The sequence below is a fragment of the Nocardia sp. NBC_01730 genome, assembly GCF_035920445.1.
Taxonomy (GTDB): domain Bacteria; phylum Actinomycetota; class Actinomycetes; order Mycobacteriales; family Mycobacteriaceae; genus Nocardia.
Genome location: NZ_CP109162.1, coordinates 437,696 through 460,205 on the forward strand (window position 1 = coordinate 437,696; position 22,510 = coordinate 460,205).

General features: G+C 66.1%; 21 protein-coding genes. 13 read left to right on the forward strand and 8 right to left on the reverse strand.

All coding sequences use genetic code 11. The features are described 5' to 3' along the window. The first annotated feature begins 80 nt into the window (after nt 1-80). Nucleotides 81-740, forward strand: a complete 660-nt coding sequence (locus tag OHB12_RS02065) for a TetR/AcrR family transcriptional regulator (RefSeq protein ID WP_327115606.1) — start codon at nt 81-83, stop codon at nt 738-740. Then, nucleotides 722-1,306 carry an Rv1733c family protein gene (locus OHB12_RS02070; protein WP_327115608.1) on the forward strand — a complete coding sequence of 195 codons (585 nt, stop codon included), beginning with the start codon at nt 722-724 and terminating at the stop codon, nt 1,304-1,306. Before OHB12_RS02065 ends, OHB12_RS02070 begins: the two co-directional genes overlap by 19 nt. 213 nt (nt 1,307-1,519) lie before the next feature. Here OHB12_RS02070 and OHB12_RS02075 read toward each other — a convergent pair whose 3' ends face one another. Continuing rightward, complete coding sequence (locus OHB12_RS02075) at nt 1,520-3,070, reverse strand: acyl-CoA carboxylase subunit beta (protein ID WP_327115610.1); 1,551 nt, start codon at nt 3,068-3,070, stop codon at nt 1,520-1,522. A 661-nt stretch (nt 3,071-3,731) separates the two neighbouring features. On the opposite strand from OHB12_RS02075, the gene OHB12_RS02080 reads away from it, so the two are divergent. Beyond that, the gene (locus OHB12_RS02080; RefSeq protein ID WP_327115612.1) at nt 3,732-4,748 is read left to right on the forward strand and encodes an alpha/beta hydrolase; all 1,017 of its coding nucleotides are present in this window, start codon (nt 3,732-3,734) and stop codon (nt 4,746-4,748) included. Nucleotides 4,749-4,793: 45 nt separating this feature from the next. Then, nucleotides 4,794-5,834 (forward strand): LLM class flavin-dependent oxidoreductase, encoded by a 1,041-nt coding sequence (locus OHB12_RS02085; RefSeq protein WP_327115614.1) that lies wholly within the window; start codon nt 4,794-4,796, stop codon nt 5,832-5,834. A gap of 167 nt (nt 5,835-6,001) precedes the next feature. On the opposite strand, the gene OHB12_RS02090 is transcribed toward OHB12_RS02085, so the two are convergent. From OHB12_RS02090 to OHB12_RS02110, 5 genes are all read right to left on the reverse strand, one after another. After that, nucleotides 6,002-7,255: a phosphatase PAP2 family protein gene (locus OHB12_RS02090; protein WP_327115616.1), complete on the reverse strand. Its 1,254-nt coding sequence runs from the start codon at nt 7,253-7,255 to the stop codon at nt 6,002-6,004. A gap of 185 nt (nt 7,256-7,440) precedes the next feature. Next, nucleotides 7,441-7,800 (reverse strand): DoxX family protein, encoded by a 360-nt coding sequence (locus tag OHB12_RS02095; RefSeq protein WP_327115618.1) that lies wholly within the window; start codon nt 7,798-7,800, stop codon nt 7,441-7,443. Between the two features lie 204 nt (nt 7,801-8,004). Next, nucleotides 8,005-9,435 (reverse strand): aspartate ammonia-lyase, encoded by a 1,431-nt coding sequence (locus OHB12_RS02100; RefSeq protein ID WP_327115620.1) that lies wholly within the window; start codon nt 9,433-9,435, stop codon nt 8,005-8,007. Beyond that, nucleotides 9,432-10,553, reverse strand: coding sequence for an asparaginase (locus tag OHB12_RS02105; protein ID WP_327115622.1), 1,122 nt, complete (start codon nt 10,551-10,553; stop codon nt 9,432-9,434). Before OHB12_RS02105 ends, OHB12_RS02100 begins: the two co-directional genes overlap by 4 nt. Continuing rightward, nucleotides 10,550-12,031: an amino acid permease gene (locus OHB12_RS02110; protein WP_327115624.1), complete on the reverse strand. Its 1,482-nt coding sequence runs from the start codon at nt 12,029-12,031 to the stop codon at nt 10,550-10,552. Before OHB12_RS02110 ends, OHB12_RS02105 begins: the two co-directional genes overlap by 4 nt. Nucleotides 12,032-12,246: 215 nt before the next feature. Here OHB12_RS02110 and OHB12_RS02115 point away from each other — a divergent pair, with 215 nt between their 5' ends. Then, on the forward strand, nt 12,247-12,924 hold the full coding sequence (locus tag OHB12_RS02115; RefSeq protein WP_327115626.1) for a FadR/GntR family transcriptional regulator: 678 nt from the start codon (nt 12,247-12,249) through the stop codon (nt 12,922-12,924). A gap of 163 nt (nt 12,925-13,087) precedes the next feature. After that, the gene (gene gndA / locus OHB12_RS02120) at nt 13,088-14,533 is read left to right on the forward strand and encodes an NADP-dependent phosphogluconate dehydrogenase (protein WP_327115628.1); all 1,446 of its coding nucleotides are present in this window, start codon (nt 13,088-13,090) and stop codon (nt 14,531-14,533) included. Between the two features lie 151 nt (nt 14,534-14,684). Here gndA and OHB12_RS02125 read toward each other — a convergent pair whose 3' ends face one another. Together OHB12_RS02125 and OHB12_RS02130 are read right to left on the reverse strand one after the other, a co-directional pair. Continuing rightward, complete coding sequence (locus OHB12_RS02125; protein WP_327115629.1) at nt 14,685-15,383, reverse strand: NUDIX hydrolase; 699 nt, start codon at nt 15,381-15,383, stop codon at nt 14,685-14,687. Nucleotides 15,384-15,545: 162 nt separating this feature from the next. Continuing rightward, complete coding sequence (locus OHB12_RS02130) at nt 15,546-16,088, reverse strand: hypothetical protein (protein ID WP_327115631.1); 543 nt, start codon at nt 16,086-16,088, stop codon at nt 15,546-15,548. A gap of 235 nt (nt 16,089-16,323) precedes the next feature. Between OHB12_RS02130 and OHB12_RS02135 the strand changes: the two genes are divergently transcribed. From OHB12_RS02135 to OHB12_RS02165, 7 genes are all read left to right on the forward strand, one after another. After that, nucleotides 16,324-16,908, forward strand: a complete 585-nt coding sequence (locus tag OHB12_RS02135) for a biotin transporter BioY (RefSeq protein ID WP_327115633.1) — start codon at nt 16,324-16,326, stop codon at nt 16,906-16,908. Next, entirely contained in the window at nt 16,901-18,025 is a 1,125-nt protein-coding gene (locus tag OHB12_RS02140) for a class I adenylate-forming enzyme family protein (protein ID WP_327115635.1), read from the forward strand. The genes OHB12_RS02135 and OHB12_RS02140 overlap by 8 nt, the downstream gene beginning before the upstream one ends. Beyond that, complete coding sequence (locus tag OHB12_RS02145) at nt 18,022-19,149, forward strand: thiolase family protein (protein WP_327115637.1); 1,128 nt, start codon at nt 18,022-18,024, stop codon at nt 19,147-19,149. The genes OHB12_RS02140 and OHB12_RS02145 overlap by 4 nt, the downstream gene beginning before the upstream one ends. A gap of 76 nt (nt 19,150-19,225) precedes the next feature. After that, nucleotides 19,226-19,906 (forward strand): energy-coupling factor ABC transporter ATP-binding protein, encoded by a 681-nt coding sequence (locus OHB12_RS02150; RefSeq protein ID WP_327115639.1) that lies wholly within the window; start codon nt 19,226-19,228, stop codon nt 19,904-19,906. Continuing rightward, entirely contained in the window at nt 19,903-20,505 is a 603-nt protein-coding gene (locus OHB12_RS02155) for an energy-coupling factor transporter transmembrane component T family protein (protein ID WP_327115641.1), read from the forward strand. The genes OHB12_RS02150 and OHB12_RS02155 overlap by 4 nt, the downstream gene beginning before the upstream one ends. Continuing rightward, complete coding sequence (locus tag OHB12_RS02160) at nt 20,498-21,919, forward strand: AMP-binding protein (protein ID WP_327115642.1); 1,422 nt, start codon at nt 20,498-20,500, stop codon at nt 21,917-21,919. Before OHB12_RS02155 ends, OHB12_RS02160 begins: the two co-directional genes overlap by 8 nt. Before the next feature lie 255 nt (nt 21,920-22,174). After that, nucleotides 22,175-22,393, forward strand: coding sequence for a helix-turn-helix domain-containing protein (locus OHB12_RS02165; RefSeq protein ID WP_327115644.1), 219 nt, complete (start codon nt 22,175-22,177; stop codon nt 22,391-22,393). The last annotated feature ends 117 nt before the right edge of the window (nt 22,394-22,510 follow it).

A 22,510-nucleotide genomic window follows, 5' to 3' on the forward strand; every position in this document is an offset into this window, starting at 1 on the left:
GTGAAGGCTGCCATGTCCGGGGTGGCGGAGAAAGGGCAAAGTATTGTCCCATTGAGACAATAAGGTGGTAAGCTGTGCACATGAGCGACGACGGTGTCGATCTCGATGGGCGTCGGCTGCGCACGCGGCGTAGCCGGCAGGCGTTGTCGCGCGCCGCCTTCGATCTGCTCACCGAGCGGGGGCTCGGGGCGGTCGCCGTCGAGGACATCGCGGTGCGGGCCGGCGTCACCCGACGCACCTTCAGTAGGCATTTCGCCTCCATCGAGGAGGCGATTCTCGGCGACGTCGACCAGGACGTACACCTGTTCAACGAAGCCCTGTGCCGACGCCCGATCGGCGAGCCGCCCCTGACCGCGTATCACAACGCCGTCCACGACTGGCTGGCCACCGAATACGGCGGAGCCCGCGCGGCTCTGCTGGCGCGGCGCTGGGCGCTGTTTCAGCGTTTCGAGGACGAACCCGAACTGTTCGCCGGTTATCAGCGCATCCGCATCGATGGGCAGCGCGAATCGGTACGGATCATCGCGGCGAGGCTGGGGGTGGATCCGCTGATGGATCCACGTCCGGCCGCCGCCGTAGGCGCCGGTGCGGGCATGCTGCTCGCCGCGTTGCAGACCTGGGCGGCGGGCCCGGACCCGATGGGCCTGCCTGCTCTCGTCGAAGAGTTCTTCGACACCCTTGTCGCTCTCACAACCGAATTCCGGAACGAGGAGTCACCGTCATGTCTACCGGGTCGGTGAGTATGTACCGCCGGACGTGCCGACGCGTCGGGCTGGACCGTAATCCGCTGCGGCGGAAGGAAGACCGCCTGCAAGCCGTGGTCGCCATGTTTCTCGCGCTGGTGTTCTTGCTCGTCGTTCCAGTGCTTGCCGTGACGGTCGGCGGCCGGGTGTACCACGCGGAAACAGCCGCGGTGCAAGCTCGAACGGCGCAGCTGCACCAGGTCGACGCGACCGTGATCGAGACCGGCAAGGCGCCGTTGTACGCGCCGATCATGCCCGCGCGGGTGTCCTGGAAGGATGCCGACAGCGTGACGCACACGGGCGATTACCAGTCGACCACCGTTGTCGAGCCAGGTTCCACGGTCTCGATCTGGTTGAACGAAGGTGGCACCATCGTCGAGCCGCCGTCCTCGACCCAGGCGGCCAGCAAGGCGGTCCTGCTCACCTCGGGCGCGGCGTTCGGTGTCTTTGTGGTGCTCGCGGGCAACTATTTCCTGCTGCGTCGCGGCCTGGACCGGCGGCGCCTGCACAAGTGGGAATCGGAATGGACGGCCGCCGATCTCACCTGGGGCGGTCATGGCTGAGCCGGAGCGTGGCGTGCCCGCCGGGCGCGGGTAGGGACGCGCACCGCGGGCACATCGCGCGCCGGGCTACAACGTGGCGAACGAAGAGGCCCGGCACCGCTATGACATCAGGGAACCGGGGCGCCCGGTTCGGCGTCGATTACCGGACTTCCCACGGTGGGCCGCCGGTTATGTTGTGACACAACCTAACCGGATGGGGCGGTGGGGATCGGATCAGACCGGGAAGAGGCTGTGCTTGCGCGGATTCGGTTCCACGCTCGCCTCCTTCTCGCGCAGCAGCCGCAGCGCGTGGCGGATCTCCAGTCTGGTCCGGGAGGGCTCGATCACCGCGTCGATGTAACCGCGCTCGGCCGCGATCCACGGCGTGGCGATGGTCGTGTTGTACTGATCGATCAAGAAGTCCCGCGCGGCCGCCCGCTGCTCGGCGGGCACCTGGGCGAGCTGGCGCTTGCCGACGATACTCACGGCGCTCTCCGCGCCCATCACCGCGATCCGTGCGGTGGGCCAGGCCAGGCTGATATCGGCGCCCAGCTGCTTGCAGCCCATCACCGCGTAGCCGCCGCCATAGGCCTTGCGCACCACGACGGTGACGATCGGGACGGTCGCCTCGATCACCGCTCGGAAGAACCGTCCGCCGCGTTTGATCACGCCGCTACGCTCCTCCTCGACGCCGGGCAGCACGCCGGGGGTGTCCACGACGAAGATCAACGGCAGCCCGTAGACGTTGCACAGCCGGATGAAATGCGTCGCCTTGTCCGAGCACTTGGCGTCGATGGCGCCGCCGAGGGCCAGCGGCTGATTCGCGATCACGCCGACGCTGCGTCCATCCACCCTGGCGAAACCGGTGATCAGATTCTGCGCGGTGGCGGCGCTGATCTCGTGGAACTCGCCGTCGTCGAAGAGGCGCAGCAGGATCTCGTGCATGTCGTAGCCCTCCCGGTCCGAGTCCGGGATGATCGAGTCCAGCTCCAGATCGTGCGAGGTGATCTCCGGCTCGATGCCCGGATTGACGATCGGTCCCTGCTCCAGGCAGCTCGACGGCAGGTAGCTCAAATAGGTTCTGGCCCAATCGAACGCGTCCTGCTCGCTGGCGGCGACGTGGTGAATGGTGCCGTTGGCCGCCTGGACCTGCGCTCCGCCGAGCTCCTCCATGGTCACCTCCGCACCGGTGACTTCTTTGATCACTTCCGGCCCGGTGACGAACATGTACGACTTCTCGGTCGCGATCAAGATGTCGGTGTTGACCGGGGCGTAGACCGACCCTGCCGCGCATTTGCCGAGCATGATCGACACCTGCGGCACGAAGCCGGACAGCCGTTCCTGGCGGCGGCTCATGAGCGCGTACCAGGCCAGCGATGTGACCGCGTCCTGGATGCGGGCGCCGCCCGAGTCGTTGATCGCGACCACTGGGCAAGCGTTGTCGGTGGCGAAGTCCAGCGCCTTGGCGACCTTGCGACCGAACATCTCCCCGACGGAGCCGCCGAACACGGTCTGGTCGTGCGCGATCACCACGACGGGCCTACCGTCGATGCGGCCTCGGCCGGTCACCACGCCGTCGCCGTACATGGCATCGGATGTACCCGGCTGGCGCACCAGTGCGCCGATCTCCACGAAGCTGCCTGGGTCGAGGAGTGCACGCACCCGTTCCCGCGCGCTCGGAATGCCCTTGCTCTTGCGTTTCGCGATTCCGGTTTCGCCGGCGGGTTCGTCGGCCAGCTCGAGGATCCCTCGCAGCTCGTCCAGCTTCTCTCGCGTACCGCTCATATGTGGTATTTCGCCCTTCGAACTCGTCGCCTCGCCGTATGGGCGCGGCGCTCGATTTTATCGGTGGTGAGACCCGCCGCACACGCGTTGGGATGATCTCATGAGACGGCTCGCAGGATTGCCCGCCACGCCCGTGGCTCATGGCACGAGCCGGATCGGCCGCGGCGCGCGGCGATTTGCGCAACTTACCAGTCGCGGGCCATCGCGACGATGAACGGTCCCGACGACGTCGCGGGGGCTTGTCCGCGGCCGTCGGGACGGCTCAGGGGTGACCACCGCCGCAGCGCCGGAATGCGCGGTCGGTGTTGTGTCACACGCTGTCGGAAAACCGGGAAATCGCCAGGATCGGAAATTCGCGAAGCCGAAACGAGGCGCCGCGGAAATTGTGACAGCCTGACGCGCCGAGTGCCTCGGAATCTGCTCGAGTGCTTGTGGTTCAGCCCAACTGCGACCGTGAACTCTGATGACTTCCGTGATACTTTCGAGCATATCTCGATTCCATCACGATCTGTCGCTAAGATTCGGGAGGCATGATGGGCATGCAGCTGTGACCACCGTGTCTCGACGAGCTGGAGGTCCGTGCGCGGTGGTTCGAGGAACAGCGCGAGCTCGCCGCGGCCGGTCGAGCAGAACGGGCTGCCGCGGCAGGAGGAGTCTCCGAGTGCTGATCACGGTGGCGGCGATGGCGGTCGCCTCGGCGACTGCTGCGACCGTGCTTGCCGAGCCGATGCCGCCGCCCACACCGCCACCCGCCGTCGATCCAGCGATGACCAGGACCGGTCTGATCTCGCTCGAGCAGGTCGCGCCGCAGCGTGAGCGATTGTCGATCGCCTCGGCGGCGATGCGCCGCAGCATCACCGTCGACGTCCTACGCGGCAGCGGAGCGGCGCCTCGGCCGGTGCTGTACTTGCTCGACGGCGTCGATGGCGACGCCACCTCCGCCTGGCTGACCAAGGGCAGGGCGGCGGAGTTCTTCGCGGACAAACCGGTCGACGTGGTGCTGACCGCCGGCGGCACCGGCAGCATGTACAGCGACTGGGTCCGCCACGACACCGGGCTGGGGCTCAATCGCTGGGAGACCTTCCTCACAACCGAGCTTCCGCCGATCGTGGAATCGCTGCTGCGCTCGGACGGCAGACGGGCGATCGCCGGCGTGTCGATGGGGGCACAGGCGGCGATCATGTTGGCCCAGCGCCACCCCGGCTGGTACCGCGCCGTCGCCGGGATGAGCGGGTGCTATTCCACCGCCGACCCACTCGGCCACGCCGTCACCACCATCACGGTCGCCTCACGTGGCGGCGACGTCGACAACCTCTGGGGCCCGCCGACCTCACCTGAATGGGCCGCGCACGACAGCCTGCTGCACGCCGAAGTGCTGCGCGGCACCGCGATCTACCTCTCGGCAGCCACCGGCCTTCCCACCGGCGCCGACCTGGTGGCGGTGGCGAACTCGCCGACGATCGTGGACGCGCTGGCGACCGCGGGCGGCGGCGCGGCACTCGAGGCGGGGGCACGGTCGTGTACCGAGCTGTTCGCCGCTCGGCTCGCCGCACTCCGGATTCCCGCCGTGGTGGAATACCCGGCCGACGGAATGCACACCTGGCCGGATTTCGAGGCACAGCTGCCGAGGGCGTGGCAGGTGCTGGCGCAGGCGCTGGATCTGCCGAAGTCCAAGTGAAACGGCGCCGCGGAATCCGTGCGGAGTCGTGGCGTTGACACCGGTATGACCTCGGCACTTCGCTCCGTCCGGTTCTCCGTCCTCGACCGCTCGCGGGTCCGGCGCGGCCAGAGCCATCCTGCGGCGCTGCGGGAGACGGTCGAGTTCGCCCGGCTCGCCGAGCAGTGGGGCTATCACCGGTTCTGGGTGTCGGAGCACCACAGCGTCCCCGGCGTGGCGGGTTCCGCGCCCATCGTGCTCGCGGCCGCCGCGGCGGCCGCGACCGCACGGATCCGGATCGGCACCGGCGGAGTGATGTTGCCCAACCATCAGCCGCTGATCGTGGCCGAGCAGTTCGGCGTGCTGGAGTCGTTATATCCGGGACGCATCGACATGGGGCTGGGCCGGTCGGTCGGCTTCACCGACGGCGTGCGGCGAGCGCTCGGGCATGACAAGCGTGCCGCCGAGGATTTCGACGCCCAGCTCACCGAGCTGCTGGCGTACTTCACCCACGGCAGGCAGGGTGTGCACGCCTGGCCAACGGAAGGGCTGCGGGTTCCGGCGTTCCTGCTGGCGACCCGGTCCGGCGCCGAGCGCGCCGCTCGGTTCGGGCTTCCGCTGGTGATCGCCGCTGTTGGCGGTGAAGACCGCATGATCGCGGCTATCGAGCGTTATCGGGCCGAGTTCCGTCCCGCCGCCTCCGGCGCCGAACCCTACGTGCTGGTCTCGGGATCGGTCGTCATCGCCGACACCACTCGGCAGGCGCATCGGCTGCTGCTGCCGGAGGCATGGTCTACCGCGTACTCGCGTACCCGTGGCGCATTCCCGACCCTGATCCCGCCCTCGGAGATCGAAGCGCTCACCATGACCGACCGGGAGCGCCGGATATTCGATGAAGCGCTGCGCGGTCATATTCACGGCACTGAAGACGAGGTCGCCGATCAGCTGGAGCGGTTGGTGACCAGGACCGGCGCTGACGAGATCCTCGTGCACACCAGTACCTACGACCGTGCCGCTCGCTTGGAATCGCACCGCAGGCTGGCGCGGCTCTTACGCCTGTCGTGCGATCCCGCCGACGTGCGGGAGCAGCCTGGCACGGCGGCCTGATCTTCGCCGGCCACCGAAACCGACTGCGGAAAAAGCACTTCCGCTGTGGCGTGGCCCGAACGAACAGCCGCATAGGGGCACCAGGATGTCCACCGTTCGGCGTGCGTTCTTCGAGCACAGGAGCGTCGAGGCGCGATCGGCACCGAAACCTCTTGCGGCCCAAGGGCTCACGGTCTCACAGGGGTAGCCGGTTCGACCGATGGTGCGTCGAACCAAGTGGTGTAGAACATGATCGCCAGCGCAGCGAGTGCACCGAGGATCGCAATGGCGAACGGGATCGGGTGTGCCGCCATCGGCATGGCAAGGAAGCGGATGCACAGCAGCACCCCCGCGAAGGTGGCAACCCCCATCGTCACGATCCGCACGCGGTGGCGGTCCCAGCCCCGGTCGGGGTCGCGTAGCGCGGACTCGACGGTCAGGCACAGGGCGGCGCCGACGACGAGGTCGATGCCGTAGTGAGCACCGAGCCCGAGCGTCGCGATGAGCGTGCACACCAGCCAGAACACGCCGCCCCAACGCAACCACAGCGGGCCGCGCCGGGAGTGGATGAACAGCGACAGCGCCCAAGCTGTGTGTAGTGACGGCATACAGTTACGTGGTGTGATGCTGTCGAAGTGCAGCGGTCCGACCGACGATGGCACCGTTGGAACAACATTCGGCCAGACGTCGGCGATCTCGAAACCATGCCCTTGCGGCCCGTACGCGAGCACCGGCCCCACCACCGGGAAGATCACATACCAGATCGGTCCGATGACGCCCAGCGTCAAAAACGTTCGTACCAGGTAGTGCCGAGGCCACCGACCGGCGGTCACACCCCGCAGCTGCCAGGCTGCGACGACGATGGCCGCCAGCGGAAGCTCGAAATACACCCAGCGCACCACGCCTGGCGCTACCGGTCCCGCCGCGTCGAGTGCACGCCCGACGAGCCACGACGGACTGCCGAGCGCCCGATCGGCCACTTGCACGTACGGATCGAGGACCATCGGGCACACCCACGCGGTGATGTCCAACCAGATCTCACTGACCTTCGTCGCCAAGATCAGCAGTGCCCCGAAAACGATGGTGCGCAGCGCCGTACGGCGTCGCTCCCCGTCCCACTGCACGACTGCGATCACCGCCAGCGCGGTGAGCACGATGGTCGGACCGTTTCCGACGGTGAACGGCCGCCCCTCCACCACCCTCATGGCCACAAACAGCAGATCGATGGAGACCGCGGCGGCGACGGCGCCTATCCGCGCGCGAACCGTGATCCCGGCCAATGCCAGCAGAAGCCCCGCCCACGGCGTTGTCGCCGACTTCGGAGTCCCTGCGTAGTCCCGAAAAAGACTGGTCAGCGGTCCGAGCGCGCCGATGTGCGCGGCCATGAGCTCCCCGCAGACAAGCACGAACACCGCGCCCGTGATACCGCACCAAACATCCACCGGTCGAAACCGACGCTCCTGAAGCTCCTCAACACCCGCTCGCTCGCCCGGTGGGGTCAAGCTTCCTCGCACGTCGTCCACAAGCATTGGGATATCGTAAACACGACGTTAACGGGGTCTGCACGGGCAGATAAGCGGAAGTCGCTCGCGCTGCTCGATCGCGGAAACCCAGTGCGCTTTTTGAGCTACGTCAGCTGCAGCGTCAGTGTCGCGATGCCCAAGCCGACGAAGACGATGGCGAGGACGAATTGCGGTGTGTAGGCACGTTCTCGGACGTGAAAACCGAGGGCGCAGACGAAGTACAGGACTATCCCGATCGCGGCGACCGGGCCGATCAGTGGTACGCCGAGCAGGCCGAGTAGCAGGCCGACAGCGCCCGCTGTCTTGGGAATGCCGATCGGAAAGATCAGCCACGACTCCGGCACTCCCATCGCTGTCATCGGCTCCAGGATGGGCTTGAAATGCAAGATGGCGGCGATGCCGGAGAACCCGGTCATGGCGATCGTGACACCGGTGACGGCAATCTCGGCAATAGACGTGGACATGGCAGCAACCCTTCGATCGACGAACGTGCGCATGAGCAGCAGATTGACTACGAGATTCATACTATACGATAATCGTAATAATCAGCCGACTGGTTGCCGACGTGGCATACCCGTCACCAAGGGACGATTGCGAGAACCCGATTGGGAGGCATGGCCTAGGTCCGACGTCATCACATCGGTTTGTGTCACCACCGGTGACATGGGCTATTGGCGGGGCCCGGTGGTTTCCACCGAGGGGCCGGTGAGGCCCGCGAGTCGGCGGGGCGCGAGGATTTCGTCGATTGTCTCGCGCGCGAGGAAGCCGAGTTCGATTGCGATGTCACTGACGGATTGTCCGGTTTGCAGCGCTTGTTTGGCGATGACGGCACTGGCGGTGTATCCGATGTGCGGGGTCAGCGCGGTGACGATGCCGATGGAGCGTCGGACACCTTGTTCCAAGCGGTCGCGGTTGGGGGTGACGCCCGCGACGCATTTGGTTGCCAAGGCGTCGACGGCGGCGGTCAGGTGTGTCGTGGTGCGCAGCAAGCTGTAGGCGATGATCGGTTCGAAGGCATTGAGTTGCAGTTGCCCGGCCTCGGCTGCCATCGTGACGGTCAGGTCGTTTCCGATGGCCTCGAACGCGACCTGGTTGACGATCTCCGGAACGACCGGGTTGACCTTCCCCGGCATGATCGATGACCCCGCTTGCACCGGGGGCAGGTTGATTTCACCAAAACCTGTTGTGGGACCGGATGACATCAGACGCAGGTCGTTGCACGTCTTCGACAGCTTGACCGCGACCCGCTTGAGGATTCCGGACACCTGGACGAAGGCGCCGCAATCCTGGGTCGCTTCGATCAGGTTGGCCGCTGGTGTGACGCGTTCGCCAGTGAGCTCGGCCAGGTGTGCGCATGCCAGTGCGGGGTAGCCCGGATGGCCGTTGATTCCGGTTCCGATCGCGGTGCCGCCGAGATTGCTTTCGCACAGCAGTGCGATGCTTTCCTCGAGCCGATCGCGATCCTCGCGCACCATGACCGCGAAGGTGCCGAATTCCTGTCCCAGCGTCATCGGCACGGCGTCTTGCAACTGGGTGCGGCCCATTTTGATGACATCGGCGAATTCGGTCGCCTTGCCGCCGAAGGTGTCCGCGAGGCGGCCCAACACGGTGCCGAGTTCCCGGATGTGGTGCACGACAGTGAGTCTGATGGCTGTCGGATACACGTCGTTGGTGGATTGGCCGAGGTTGACATGGTCGAGCGGATCGAGCTCGGTGTAGCTTCCACGGTCGTAACCGAGCAACTCCAGCGCCCGGTTGGCGATGACCTCGTTGGCGTTCATGTTCGTCGAGGTTCCCGCGCCGCCTTGGATCGGGTCGATAGGAAATTGATCGTGCAGCGCGCCGGCCCTGATCTCGTGGCAGGCTGCTTCGATCGCGTCGGCGCGGCGGGCGTCGAGGATGCCGAGTTCCCGGTTGGCGCGGCAGGCGGCCTGCTTGACCGCGGCGAGCGAAACGATGAGCGCGGGGTATCGTCCGATGCTGTCGCCGGTGATGGCGAAATTGTCCAGCGCGCGTGCGGTGTGGATGCCCCAGTACGCGCTGCCGGGCACGGTACGGGTGCCCAGAGAGTCACGTTCGGTGCGGGTGCTGTCGGTCATGATCGACTCCAGGCAGTCAGGTGGGTGTCTTGGGTATGGATTGCTCTGGGCGCGGCAGGATTCGACAACTCGCCGAGCAGGTTGGTCGTCATCCAACGGTGCAATTCTCGACCGGAGAGCCCACGATCGACGAGGTAGCCGAGTTTGGCGAGCGCCGCCTCTCTGGTCATGTCCCCTCCGCCGATGGCGCCCGCGTCCAGCAGGGCGCGTCCGGGCCGGTATCGCTCGAGATCAACCGAACCGCTGTCACATTGCGTGATGACGACGACCGGCGTCCCGTGCCGAGTTGCGTTCCGGATCGCCTCGATTGTTTCCGACCCGTCCACTGGCAATGTGCCGGAGCCATAGCATTCGAGGATGATCCCGCCGGGGTAATGACGAATTGCTGCGGCGAGCAGGTCGGCATGCATGCCGGGAAACACCGTGAGCAACCCGACCGGCAAGCGGGTCGCTGCACTGTGTCTCCGCGCTTCGGGTGCCCGAGGCGGGGACAGGGGTGGTGCGAATTCGCCGAGTGTCGTGAAGCCGTCGTAGTTGTCGCAGGCACGTTTGCTGGCTCGCACGGCGCGATGCAGTGCCGAGCCGAACGCGATAAATGTTCCTGGGCCCGGTCGCGCGGCAATCGAATTCAATGCCAGGTGCAGGTTGTCTCGCGCGTCGCTGCCAGGGTGGCCCAGGGGTATCTGGGCGCCGGTCAGCACCACCGGAACAGCGATCTCCCGCAATTCGAACGCCATGCGGGCACCCGCGTAGGCCATGGTGTCGGTTCCGTGGATGACGACGACACCGTCCGGCTGTGCTGATTCGGTGTCGGACCGCGCCCACTCGGCAATTCGGCATGCGGTCTCGGGGCCGGCATCGGCGCTATCGATGACGCGGTCGAACTCGGCGTATCGGAACTCGACCGACTTGCCTTCCGCTTCCTCGAATTGGGTGATGATGTCCGTGATTTCATCGCCGATCCCCGAGCGGGGGCACATACCCGCGCCCCCGTCGGCCATCCCGAAGGTGCCTCCGGTGTAGAGGATATGGACCCGCAATGCCGAGAGGCGATGTGCCGCAATTGTCGCCGGAGCCGACGTCGATGTCTCGCGGACAGGTGTTTCTCGGTAGTTCATTCGCCCAGCACTCCACCGGTCGCCGCGTCGGGCCGATCAACAGGGCCGAGAACGTCCGGATCGAGACGGCCCCTGATCCGGAACCATCCCGCGATCATGGCGGCGACGACGACGGTGAACACCGCGAGGGTGATCCGCCCGATCTCCGCGTCGAAGAACATCAGTCCGACGACCACGGCCAGGAAGCCGAGGGTCAGGATGTTGAGGACAGGGGCGAAGGGCAGCTGGAATTCCGGTCGACGGTACTCGCCCCGCTGGGACTTCCGCACGAATATCCAGTGACAGATCATGATCGACGCCCAGGTGCCGACGATGCCCAACCCGGCCAGGTTCAGCACGATCTCGAATGCCTTGTGCGGTACGAGCAGATTCAGCACAACACCGGCGATGCCGACCGAACTGGTGATCAGGATCCCGCCGTAAGGAACACCATGGCGGTTCATCCGCGCGGCGAAGCGGGGCGCCGTCCCGGCCACGGCCATCGACCGGAGGGTACGACCAGTTGCGTACAGACCCGCATTCAGACTCGACATCGCGGCGGTGAGAACCACCAGATTCATGACGTCACCAGCGTGCGGGATCCCCATCGAACTCATCACCGTGACGAATGGGCTCTCGTCGGGGGAGTACGCCGTCCACGGCAGCAGCAGCGTGAACAGGACAACCGAGCCGGCATAGAACAGGATGATCCGCCACATAATGGAGTTGACCGCCTTCGGAACGACGGCGCCGGGGTTGTCGGATTCGCCCGCGGCCACGCCGATCATCTCCGTCCCGCCGAACGCGAACACCACCCCGAGCGCGATGGTCAGCATCGGAGCCAGACCGCGCGGGAAGAAGCCGCCGTTGTCGGCGATCGTCGAGATGCCTGGGACGTTTCCGTCGACGGAGGTGCCGGTGACGATGAATACCACGGCCAGCACCATGAACGCGACGATGGTGCCGACCTTGACCAACGCGAACCAGAACTCGAGCTCACCGAACAACCGCACCGACACGACGTTGAGTCCCACGACTACAGCCAGCGCGATGAGTGCGAGCACCCACTGGGGTATCGGTACGAACAGCGACCAGAAGTGCGCGTACAGCGCAACGGCGGTGATGTCGGCGACCAGTGTGGTCGACCAGTTCAGGAAGTACAGCCAGCCGACCGAATATGCTCCGCGCTCGCCGAGGAATTCGCGCGCATAGGAGACGAACGCCCCGGACGAGGGGCGGTACATCACTAACTCGCCGAGCGCGCGCACGACCATGAACGTGAAGATGCCGCACACGATGTAGACGATGGCCAGTGACGGCCCGGCGAGTGCCATGCGTCCGCTGGCACCGAGGAATAGTCCGGTGCCGATCGACCCGCCGATCGCGATCATCTGTAGGTGGCGCTTGCGCAGCCGTTTGTGATAGCCGACATCGCCGAGGTCGAGCTTCGGTGCTGGTGTCGCGGCTGGCCGGGCCGACAGTTCGTCGTGGTGTGTCATCGAAACCTTCCTTGGGCCTGCTCCAGCCTCCGGGACAGCCCGCCGCTCCCCCTCATCGAGAGCGACGGGTCAGTAAAGCTGCCATGCTGTCAGGCTGTAAGACAGGTTTACCGTAATGTAGGTCACATCCGTTGTCAACGCCGGAGTTCCCGCCGTGAATACCTGCTGGACGGAGCGTTTTGACGCCACAACAGCGGATCTCCATACTTGGTCACGTGACGGTCGAAGAAGGACGGGTCCAGCGCATCGGCGCCACAGAAGCGGTCTTTCGTCGGCTGAAAAGCCTGATCCAAAGCGAGGAATACGCGGTAGGCGACCGCTTACCCGCCGAGCTCGCCTTGGCTCAACAGTTCGGCGTGAGCCGTCCGGTGGTCCGTGAGGCGCTGCATGCCTGCGCGACCTTGGGTCTCACCGAGACACGAACCGGTCGAGGCACTTTCGTCGTCTCCAAGAAGGAGAGCTCGCAACTGACGTTCGCGGGTGTCGATGCCGAAGACCTGATCGAGGCTCGCCAGCTCATCGAGATCCCCACCGCGGGCTTCGCGGCCGAACGTCGCTCACCGAACCAACTACAGCGGCTTGTCGAAATGCTCGGAAAACTTGCCGCCGCCACGGATGACCACGAATGGGTCCGATACGACGGCGAGTTGCACACCGCGATCGCGGCCGCCAGTGGAAACAAGATGCTGGCTACCCTGGTCGCGGACACCCGGAGGGCGCTGGATATCCAGTCGGAGTTCCTCAACCTGACCCAAGACCGCCGCGCCGATTCCGATCGGGAACACGAGGCCATTGTCCGAGCTATCGAGGTGGGCTCGCCGGAGGGCGCGCGTTCGGCGATGGCCGAGCATCTGGAGCGAGTAGCCGATACCTTGGCGCGCATCGGCGAGTGATCGCGGCGACCATGCCGAGACAGCAGGGCAGCGGACGTCGCTCGTTCATTGCTGTGAGGATAAGGGGTAGAAAGGTCGAGGTGTTGTGGAAGAACTCCACGATGCCGCCGCGCAGCGTCGCGCGGTCACCCAATTACATCTATCGAACGAAGAGAGCGGGTTCATGGCGTCCTCTACAGCGCGCGCACAGATCGGGGTTACCGGCCTGGCGGTCATGGGTAGCAACATCGCCCGAAACTTCGCCAAGCATGGCTATACGGTGGCACTGCACAACCGCAGCATCGCCAAGACCGACGCACTCCTCGAGGCACACGGGGCGGACGGCGACTTCGTGCGCACCGAAACCATCGAAGAGTTCGTCGCGGCACTCGAGAAGCCGCGCCGGGTGCTGATCATGGTCAAGGCGGGCGATCCGACAGACGCCGTTATCGAGGAGCTCGCCGCCGCCATGGAGCCGGGCGACATCATCATCGACGGTGGTAACGCGCTCTACACCGACACCATTCGGCGTGAAGCCGCAATGCAGGAGCGCGGACTGAACTTCGTCGGCGCCGGCATCTCCGGCGGCGAGGAGGGCGCGCTGAACGGTCCCGCGATCATGCCCGGCGGTCCGAAGGAGTCCTACGACTCGCTCGGACCGCTGCTGGAATCGATCGCGGCGAACGTCGACGGGACGCCGTGCTGCACACATATCGGCCCCGATGGCTCCGGGCACTTCGTCAAGATGGTCCACAACGGCATCGAGTACGCCGATATGCAGCTCATCGGCGAGGCCTACCATCTGTTCCGCGATGCGCTCGGCTTCGACGCGAAGCAGATCGCCGAGGTGTTCACCCAGTGGAATTCTGGAGAATTGGAAAGCTACCTCGTCGAGATCACGGCTGAGGTTCTGAACCAGGTCGACGCGAAAACGGGCCGACCGCTCGTCGATGTCATCGTCGACGCGGCCGAGCAGAAGGGCACCGGTCGCTGGACTGTGAAGGCCGCACTCGATCTCGGTGTACCGGTGACGGGGATCGCCGAGGCGGTATTCGCGCGAGCGCTGTCCGGTTCCCGCGAGCAGCGGAAAGCCGCGGCCGGTCTCGCTTCGGGCAAACTCGGTGAAAAGCCCACCGACACAGCACAATTCACTGAAGACATTCGTCAGGCCCTCTACGCGTCGAAAGTTGTCGCGTACGCGCAGGGCTTCGACCAGATTGCCGCAGGCAGTGCGGAATACAACTGGGACCTGCACCCCGGCGACTTGGCGACGATCTGGCGCGGCGGTTGCATCATCCGGGCTCGATTCCTGAACCGGATCAAGGATGCCTACGACGAGAACCCCGCACTGCCTAGCTTGATCCTCGCGCCGTACTTCCGTGACGCGATCGAAACGGCCATCGACAGCTGGCGGCGTGTCGTTTCCACGGCCACCCTGCTCGGAATTCCGGTGCCTGCCTTCGCATCGTCGCTGTCGTACTACGACGCCCTGCGCGCCGAGCGGCTCCCGGCTGCTCTCACCCAAGGCCAGCGGGACTTCTTCGGTGCACACACCTACGAGCGCATCGATGCGGACGGCAAGTTCCACACCCTCTGGAGCGGAGACCGCAGCGAAGTCTCCGCAGACTGACGTCACGTCGGTATAGATGCCGCGGAATGCGCCACGATCCCTGTTCGCCCGCTTCATCCGCAGTGGAAATCATCGAGCACCGCAGAACGGACTCGCCTCGAGCGACAGTGCGCAGGTGCGCAGCCGCAGCCGCTGTCCGGTTGAGCGCGGGCTAGCGGTGGGTCCAATCGGGCTGGGTGAAGTGGGCGACTCGGGCGGCGGACGCGGTTCGGCCGAGGAGAACGATCTCGCGGAATTGCCAGAGCAGTGCGCCGGTCGGTGCATGGATGGTCATGTTCGGGCCGAGTCGCATTTGCAGAAGGCCGGTTTCGTCGGTCGGCGGGGCGTCGTCGTGGAGTGCTGTTTGTCGTACTGCGTCGTCGGCGTGGACCCAGCGCGGGGTGTTCTCGGCGGCGAGCCGGGCGAGATCGACCAGGTGCACGGAGTGGACCTCGTCGGGGCTGGGGCGTAGATCGGTGGTGTCGGTCAGCGCCACGACGATCGGGGTGATCGCGAATCCCGATGCGGCGGGGAAGTCGTCGAGCTTGCCGATGAGATCGGCAGGATCTGCTGTGAGGCCGAGTTCTTCGTGTAATTCGCGCACCGCGGCTTGTTCCGGAGTCTCGCCGTCGTCGAGCCGGCCGCCGGGCAGTGCCCACTGGCCGGCGTTGCGGCCACGGTAGGCCCGTTTGATGACGATCACTGACAGCCGTCCGTCGGCCTGCGCAACCACGCACAGCAGAACCGCCGCGCGGCGTGTATCCGGAGCATCCGGAATTTCGATGCGCGGGAAATCATCCAATCGGGAGTGCGCGAGCACGCGGAAGTCGTTGATCTTCTCGGGGAGACGCTGTCCCGGGGTGGAGCCCATATCGTCGATCTTGCCCCACCGCGCGAGTGACTGGCGCGGGCACTCGATCTACTTCGCGAGTTGGCAGGGGTCGGCCCGACGAGCGGATGGGCGAGCGCCATGCCGGCGGAGCATCGGTCGACGGGACACCGCGCCCCTGATCGGAAGTCCGCCACCGAGCGTTCAGGCGATCGCGGTGCGCAGTGTGAACCAGCCCGTTGCGGGATCGGCGAAGCCGTGATACATCAGGCGGATGCGCTGATCGACATCGAAGTGGCGGTACACCGCGAACATCGCACTGCGTGTCGCGTCTTGCTGGAAGTCCTCGGTGCGGCGGAATCCGATGAGCCGCTCCGGGAGCAGCGCCAGCCGCGTCAGCTCGGCGGGGTCGCCGAAGTCCAGACCCATCGGCGCGGTGTCGGAGATGTGATGGTCGTGCAGGATGGCACGGACCGGGCCCGGATCGGGAAGATCGGGCCGGAACGCCCGGAACTCGATACGCACCAGCCGTCCCGGATCGGCGGAAGCCGAGTCGGTCTGCACCAACTCGACCAATCCCGCATCTAGGCTCGGCGCGGCTGTGCCGCCGGCGAGCGGTGCCTGTTCGAGCAGGTGCAATATGCTCCCGCCGGGGATCAGAGGCTCCGGGGCGAGAAACAGCGTGATGGTGGGGCAGGTGCAACCCCGGCCGAACAGACAGACTTTCATGTGAGACGGATCGGGCATGCGGCCTCCTCCGGGAACGGGCGGAAATTCGGGCCCTGGCTGGATCGGGACTTCGAGATATGCCGATCGCCGAGTCGCGGTGGCGCCTCGACGGCCGACCGTTGCCGCAGTTTCCAAGTCTAGGAGTCCGGCCGGGCTTGTGCATCGGTGCCGCAACCCGGATTCGGGCGGCCCGCCGCCACGCTCGGCCTGCTATCTTGAACGTCGTTCAAGTTTTGTAGCGAAGGATGTCGTCGTGGAGGGTGTCGAGAACTCCCGGGAGTCGAGGATCGGTATTCCCGCGCGGGACATGGCGCAGATCGCCGTGTTCGCGGCGCTGATCGCCGCGTTGGGTCTGCCCGGCGCCATCACGGTGGGATTCAGTGGTGTGCCGATCACCGTGCAGACTCTTGGTGTCATCCTGGCCGGCGCGGTGCTCGGGGGCCGCAAGGGCACGGCGGCCGTGGCGGTCTTCCTCGCGCTGACGATGATCGGCTTGCCGCTGCTGTCCGGTGGCCGTACCGGATTGACCGCGCTGGCAGGGCCTAGTGCCGGTTACCTCATCGGCTGGATTCCCGCAGCCCTGTTCATCGGCCTGCTGACCGCCCGGATTCTGCCGCGATACCCGATCGTTCTCGGTCTGCTCGTCAATGCGGCCGGCGGGATTCTGATCATCTATCTCTTCGGCACTATCGGGCTCCTGCTCCGTACCGATCTGGGGGTCGGGCCCGCCGTCACCACCAACTTCGCGTTTATTCCAGGCGACCTGGTGAAAGTTGTCGTCGCGACCGTGGTCGCCAAGGGAGTGCACCGTGCGTACCCCGGTGTGATCGGTGCATAGTCCCGAACTCGGCGGCCGGGGGGATCAGCCTGCTATCGACTTCGACGGCCGCACCTACACCTACCGGCAACTCGACGATGCGATCGCGCAGTGGATCGACCGGCAGGGACCGCGCGCGGTCGTCTACGACGCGTCGACGCTCGCGGTTCCGGACGCTTTGATCTGCGTCTGTGCCGCGGCGCGGCGCGGCGTCCCGGTGACAGTCGAGAATCCCGATGCGCGTCCCCACCGCCCGAGCATTCCGCCGTCAGCGTTTCTGCTGGTGGCGACATCCGGCTCCACCGGACGTCCGCGGCCGCTCGCCCGGACGGCGGCATCCTGGTTCGACAGTTTCCCGGCGTTCACCACGATCACCGGCGTCGAGACCGCGGACCGTGTGCTGATCACCGGCCCGTTGCACGCGACGATGCATTTGTTCGGTGCGCTGCATGCGCTGTGGCGAGGTGCGTGCGTCACCGACGACGTGTCGCAGGCCACAGTGGTGCACGCTGTCCCCGCTGTTCTGCGTGAGGTGGTCCGTGGTGCTCCGAAGCTGCGTACCGCAATCGTCGCGGGCATCGCCCTGGACGACGGCGCTCGGACAGCGGCGGTCGGCATCGAGATCATCGAGTACTACGGGTCCGCGGAAGTCTCACTGGTCGCCGCGCGGCGCGTTCCCGAGCCGCTTCGACTGGTGGACGGCGTCGATGCCGACGTTCGCGGTGGGCTGCTCTACGTCCGGTCCCCCTACCGTGTGATCGGAGCGCCCGAGTGGTTCGGTGTCGGTGACCTCGTGGAGCTCGGGGACAATCGCGAGCTGACGGTCCGGGGCAGGGGCGAATATGCGATCAATGTCGGCGGCACCACCGTGGTCGCCGAGGATGTCGAGCGCATCCTCGAGACGCTCGACGGCGTCGCCGCCGCGGCCGTAGTCGGATCGCCGCATGCCGTGTTCGGCGAAATTGTCACGGCTGCAGTGCAACTCGACGGCGCCGCGAGGATCGGCGAGGTTCGGACGCGAGCACGTCGGGTGCTGACGAGGGAGGCGATGCCCCGTCGCTGGGTGCTGCTCAGTTCGCTGCCGCGGACTGCCAACGGCAAGGTTGCCCGTGGTCGGCTGAAAGATTTGCTGACATGAACCACATCCCCGTTCTCGTAGCGCCACGCCGGACGCCGATCGGCAACGCCGGGCACGGGTTCGCCGATCTGACTACCACTGATCTGGCCGCCCCTGTGCTGCGCGACGTGCTGTCGTCGCTGCGTGGTGCCGGGATCGATGCCGAGGTCGACGATGTGGTCCTCGGCAACTGCCTCGGGCCGGGCGGTGATCCGGCTCGAATCGCGGCATTGCAGGCCGGCCTCGGCGGGCACGTTCCCGGCGTCACCATCGATCGTCAGTGCGGATCCGGCCTCGACGCGGTCATGCAGGCGGCGTTGCGTGTGCGCAGCGGCGCGGACGAACTCATTCTGGCCGGTGGCGTCGAATCGGCGAGCACGGCGCCGTGGCGGTTCTGGCCGCCGATATCAGGCGCCGACCCGGTGCGATACACCCGCGCTCCCTTTGCGCCGCAAGGCTTTCCCGATCCCGACATGGGTGTCGCCGCGGACGATCTCGCGCGAGTCCGTGGTATCAGCCGTGAGCGGCAGGATGCCTATGCGACGCGCTCGCACACGCTCGCCGCGGCGGCCGACTTCTCGGCGGAGATCGTGCCGATCGGCGATGTGCACCGGGACGAACGTATTCGCGCAGGTATGACCGAGGCCAGGCTCGCGCGGCTGCGCCCCGGTTTCGGGGCAGGCGGAACGGCGACCGCGGGCAACTCGTGTGGCATCTCCGACGGGGCTGCGGTAGTGGCGGTCACCAATGAGTCGCTGGCAGCGGGGCTGCCCGCGCTGCGGATACTCGGTTCCGCGGTGGCCGGATCCGATCCTGCCTTTCCCGGTCTCGGACCGGTGCCGGCAATACGCAAACTGTTGCGGCGAACCGGATTCCACGCGGCGGATCTCGATGTCATCGAGATCACCGAGGCCTTCGCGTCGGTGGTGCTGGCAGTGTCGGATGAATTGGGACTGGACGAGTCCAAGATCTGTCCACAGGGCGGCGCCATCGCACTGGGGCATCCTTGGGGTGCGTCGGGAGCCATCTTATTGGTGCGGCTGGCAAGTCAGATGCTCCGCGAGGGCGGAGCGGCAGTCGGGCTCGCGGCATGCGCGATCGGCGGCGGGCAAGGCATCGCGATGCTTGTGGAGCGTGTGCCGTGAGTGAGCGTCAGCGAGTGAACCAAGGGCACAGCGTGTGGTCATGCACGACGGAGCCGAGCGCCAGCGAGGCGAAGTCGTGAGTGAGATCGTCTTCGACTCGGTGAGCCATGCCTTCGGCGATCGAAAAGTCCTGCGCGACATAGATTTACGCATTAACGAGCGGCGCATCGGCATCATCGGATCGAACGGTTCCGGCAAATCGACCTTGGCGCGCATGATCAACGGGCTGTTGACGCCGACTTCCGGCACCATCACGGTCGACGGAGTCGACGCAGCCAGGAAGGGCGCACAGGTGCGGCGAAAGGTCGGGTTCGTGTTCACCGATCCCGACACCCAGATCGTCATGCCCACGGTCTCGGAGGATCTTGCTTTCTCATTGCGGCGAACGGGGCTGAGCAAGCAGGAGGTTGCGGCGCGCGTCGAGGAGATGCTGGTTCGGTTCCGGCTCGAGGAGCACGCCGACCATCCCGCACACCTGTTGTCCGGCGGTCAGAAGCAGTTGCTCGCCATCGGCGCCGTCCTCATCCGCAGGCCCGAGGTGATCGTCGCCGACGAGCCGACCACCCTGCTGGACCTGCGGAACGCCCGCGTGGTCGCCGAGGCACTGGATTCCATGAACCAGCAGGTGATCGTGGTGACCCATCAGCTGTCGCTGTTGGACAGTTTCGAGCGGGTCATCGTCATCGCCGACGGTGGCGTGGCGTTCGATGGAACCCCGGACGACGCCGTTCCCGCCTACCGGGAATTGGTCGAATGATCGGCATGTACCTCCCGGGTGACTCGCTGCTGCACCGGATGCCCGCCGGGCTGAAACTGGTGCTGTTGATCGTGTCGATCGTGACGGCGACGGTGTTCGTGCACAGCCCGCCGCAGGTCGGTGTTGCCGGTGTGGTGGTGGCGGGATTGCTCGCGGTGGCCGGTATTCCGGTGAAAGTCGCTCTGGCGCAATTGCGTCCGGTGGTGTGGTTGGTGCTGATCATCGCCGTGTTCCAAGCGTTGATCACTTCGCCGGCGCGGGCTGTCGTCGTGTGCGGCGTCCTGCTGATCTCGGTGGCGCTCGCGGCACTGGTCACGCTCACCACTCGCGTGACGGACCTGCTCGACACCGTGACGCGCGCACTCGGACCGCTACGGAAGGTCGGCGTCGATCCCGATCGGGTGGGGCTCTTGCTGGCTCTGGCCATCCGGTGTGTTCCGTTGCTGGCCGGGATCGTTCACGACGTCGCTCAGGCACGGCGTGCCCGCGGGCTGCAATGGTCGATGACGGCACTGGCCACACCCGTGCTGGTCCGGGCGCTGCGCACCGCGGATGCGATGGGCGACGCCCTTGCCGCGAGGGGAGTGGACGATGACTGAATTGCCGGCTGAGCGTATCGCCCGACAGGCCGCCGACTGCCCGGAGTCGACAGCCATCGTTTCCAGTCGCGAGAGCGTCGACTACCGCGAGTTCTGGTCGAGGGTCACTCGCACTGCCGCAGGGCTCGGCGGCATGAATCGGGTTGCCGTGTTACCCACGTCGGATGTCGGATCGCTTGTCGTCGTGACGGCCGCGATGCATGCCGGTGTCAGCGTCGTACTGCTGCACCGGCACTTGCTGCCGAGTCAGCTGGCCAGGGTGCTCGAACTCGCGAAACCCGGTGCCGTCGTGGCTGCGTCGCAACAACACCGCCGGTTGCGGCGGCTGGGATACGACGGGACCGTCCAGACGGCTGTCGCACTGGAATCCGACGGTCCGGTCGGCCACGCGTATCCCGACACCGAACTGCTGGTCGGCATCACCTCGGGAACTACCGGTGAACCGAAGCTGTTCGTGCGCGACCAACGATCGTGGGCCACGACACTCGATCGTTCCGACGGCACGTTCGACATCGCGAGCCGTAGCCGTGTCTCGGTGCCCGGCGTCCTCGATCACACACATTTTCTGTACGGCGCGTTGCATGCCCTCACCCGAGGCGCGACGGTCGACCTGCGGCCTGTCGCGCAGGCTCTGCACGACAGGGCCACACACCTGTACTCGGTGCCGACGATCGCCTGGGACGTGGTGCGGTCGGGCATGGCTCCGGTCGAGAGCGTCCGTGCGGTGCTGTCCTCGGCGGCCCGGTGGCCGTACACGGGCCGACGAGCGCTGCAGGAGATCGTGCCGAACGCGTCGCTCGTACACTTCTACGGCGCGTCCGAATTGAGTTTCGTGTCGTTGTCTCGGGGACTCGGAACAGCCGACGAAGATTCGGGGGGCGAACTGTTCGACGGTGTCGAGGTGGAGATCCGAGACGGCCTGGTGTTCGTGCGCAGCGACATGTTGTTCGACGGCTATCTGACCGAGGACGGTGTGGTGGACGGTCCCGTCGAGGGGTGGATGTCGGTGGGCGATCGGGGCCGAGTGATCGGTGGCCGCCTGCAGTTGTTCGGCCGGGACAGCGACATGCTCATCCGGGCGGGACTCAACGTGGAACCCGCCGCTGTCGAAGCGGCGCTCATCGCGATACCGGGTATCGCGGAGGCCGCTTGCATCGGAGTGCCCGATGCGCGAATGGGGGAGGTGCCTGCCGCCACGATCGTGGTGGACGGCAACGTTCCGAGTTCCGACGAAATGTGGCGACAACTGCGCGCGACCTTGCCGAGTCCGAGTATGCCGGTCCAAGTCCTGGTGGTCGACAGCCTGCCGCGCACACCGCGTGGAAAGCTCGATCGTCGGGCTCTCTCCGTCACCCTCGCCACCCATCGCAGCGGCGGGCTACCCATCGGCATCGGGGACGAGTCCGACCGCTGACAGTAGCCGTCGGATTCGGCAACTCCCCCTGCCGTGTGTTGTCGGCGCCTTCCCCATGTCCCGCTTTTCGCAGCCCGATTCAGAGAGAAGATGCGCAGGAAGGCGTCCGCCGGAGTACATCCGACCGTCAGCAGGCTCTCCCTCGTCGCGGCCACCGCGAATCGGACTGCGGTTCGGGCTGACATCCTGCGAGAGTCCGTCGGTGCACCTTGCGGCGGGCCGAGCGACCGGATGCGGTGCACTGATGTTTCAGGAATGGCAGCAGCACCACGCCGCGCGAACCGCGGGCCGAAGGCGGCGCCGGGAAACCGAGCCGCACTGATTCGGGCCGCACGGGTGGTCTTCGCGGAGAACGGCTTCGACGCGCAGCTCAGCTCGATCGCGCGCACTGCCGGGGTGGGGCAGGGCGTGCCGTATCGACACTTTCCGAATCGCGAAAGCATCGCGCTGGCAGTTCGAGGAGAACATCAGTGAGGTCGAGGCAATCGCGGCGGATCCGGACGCGACCGTCGACCACGTTCTCGCCGTGATCGTGGCCCAGCTTGCCTCTTCCGCTGCGTTCATCGCGATGCTCGATCCACCAGCACGGAC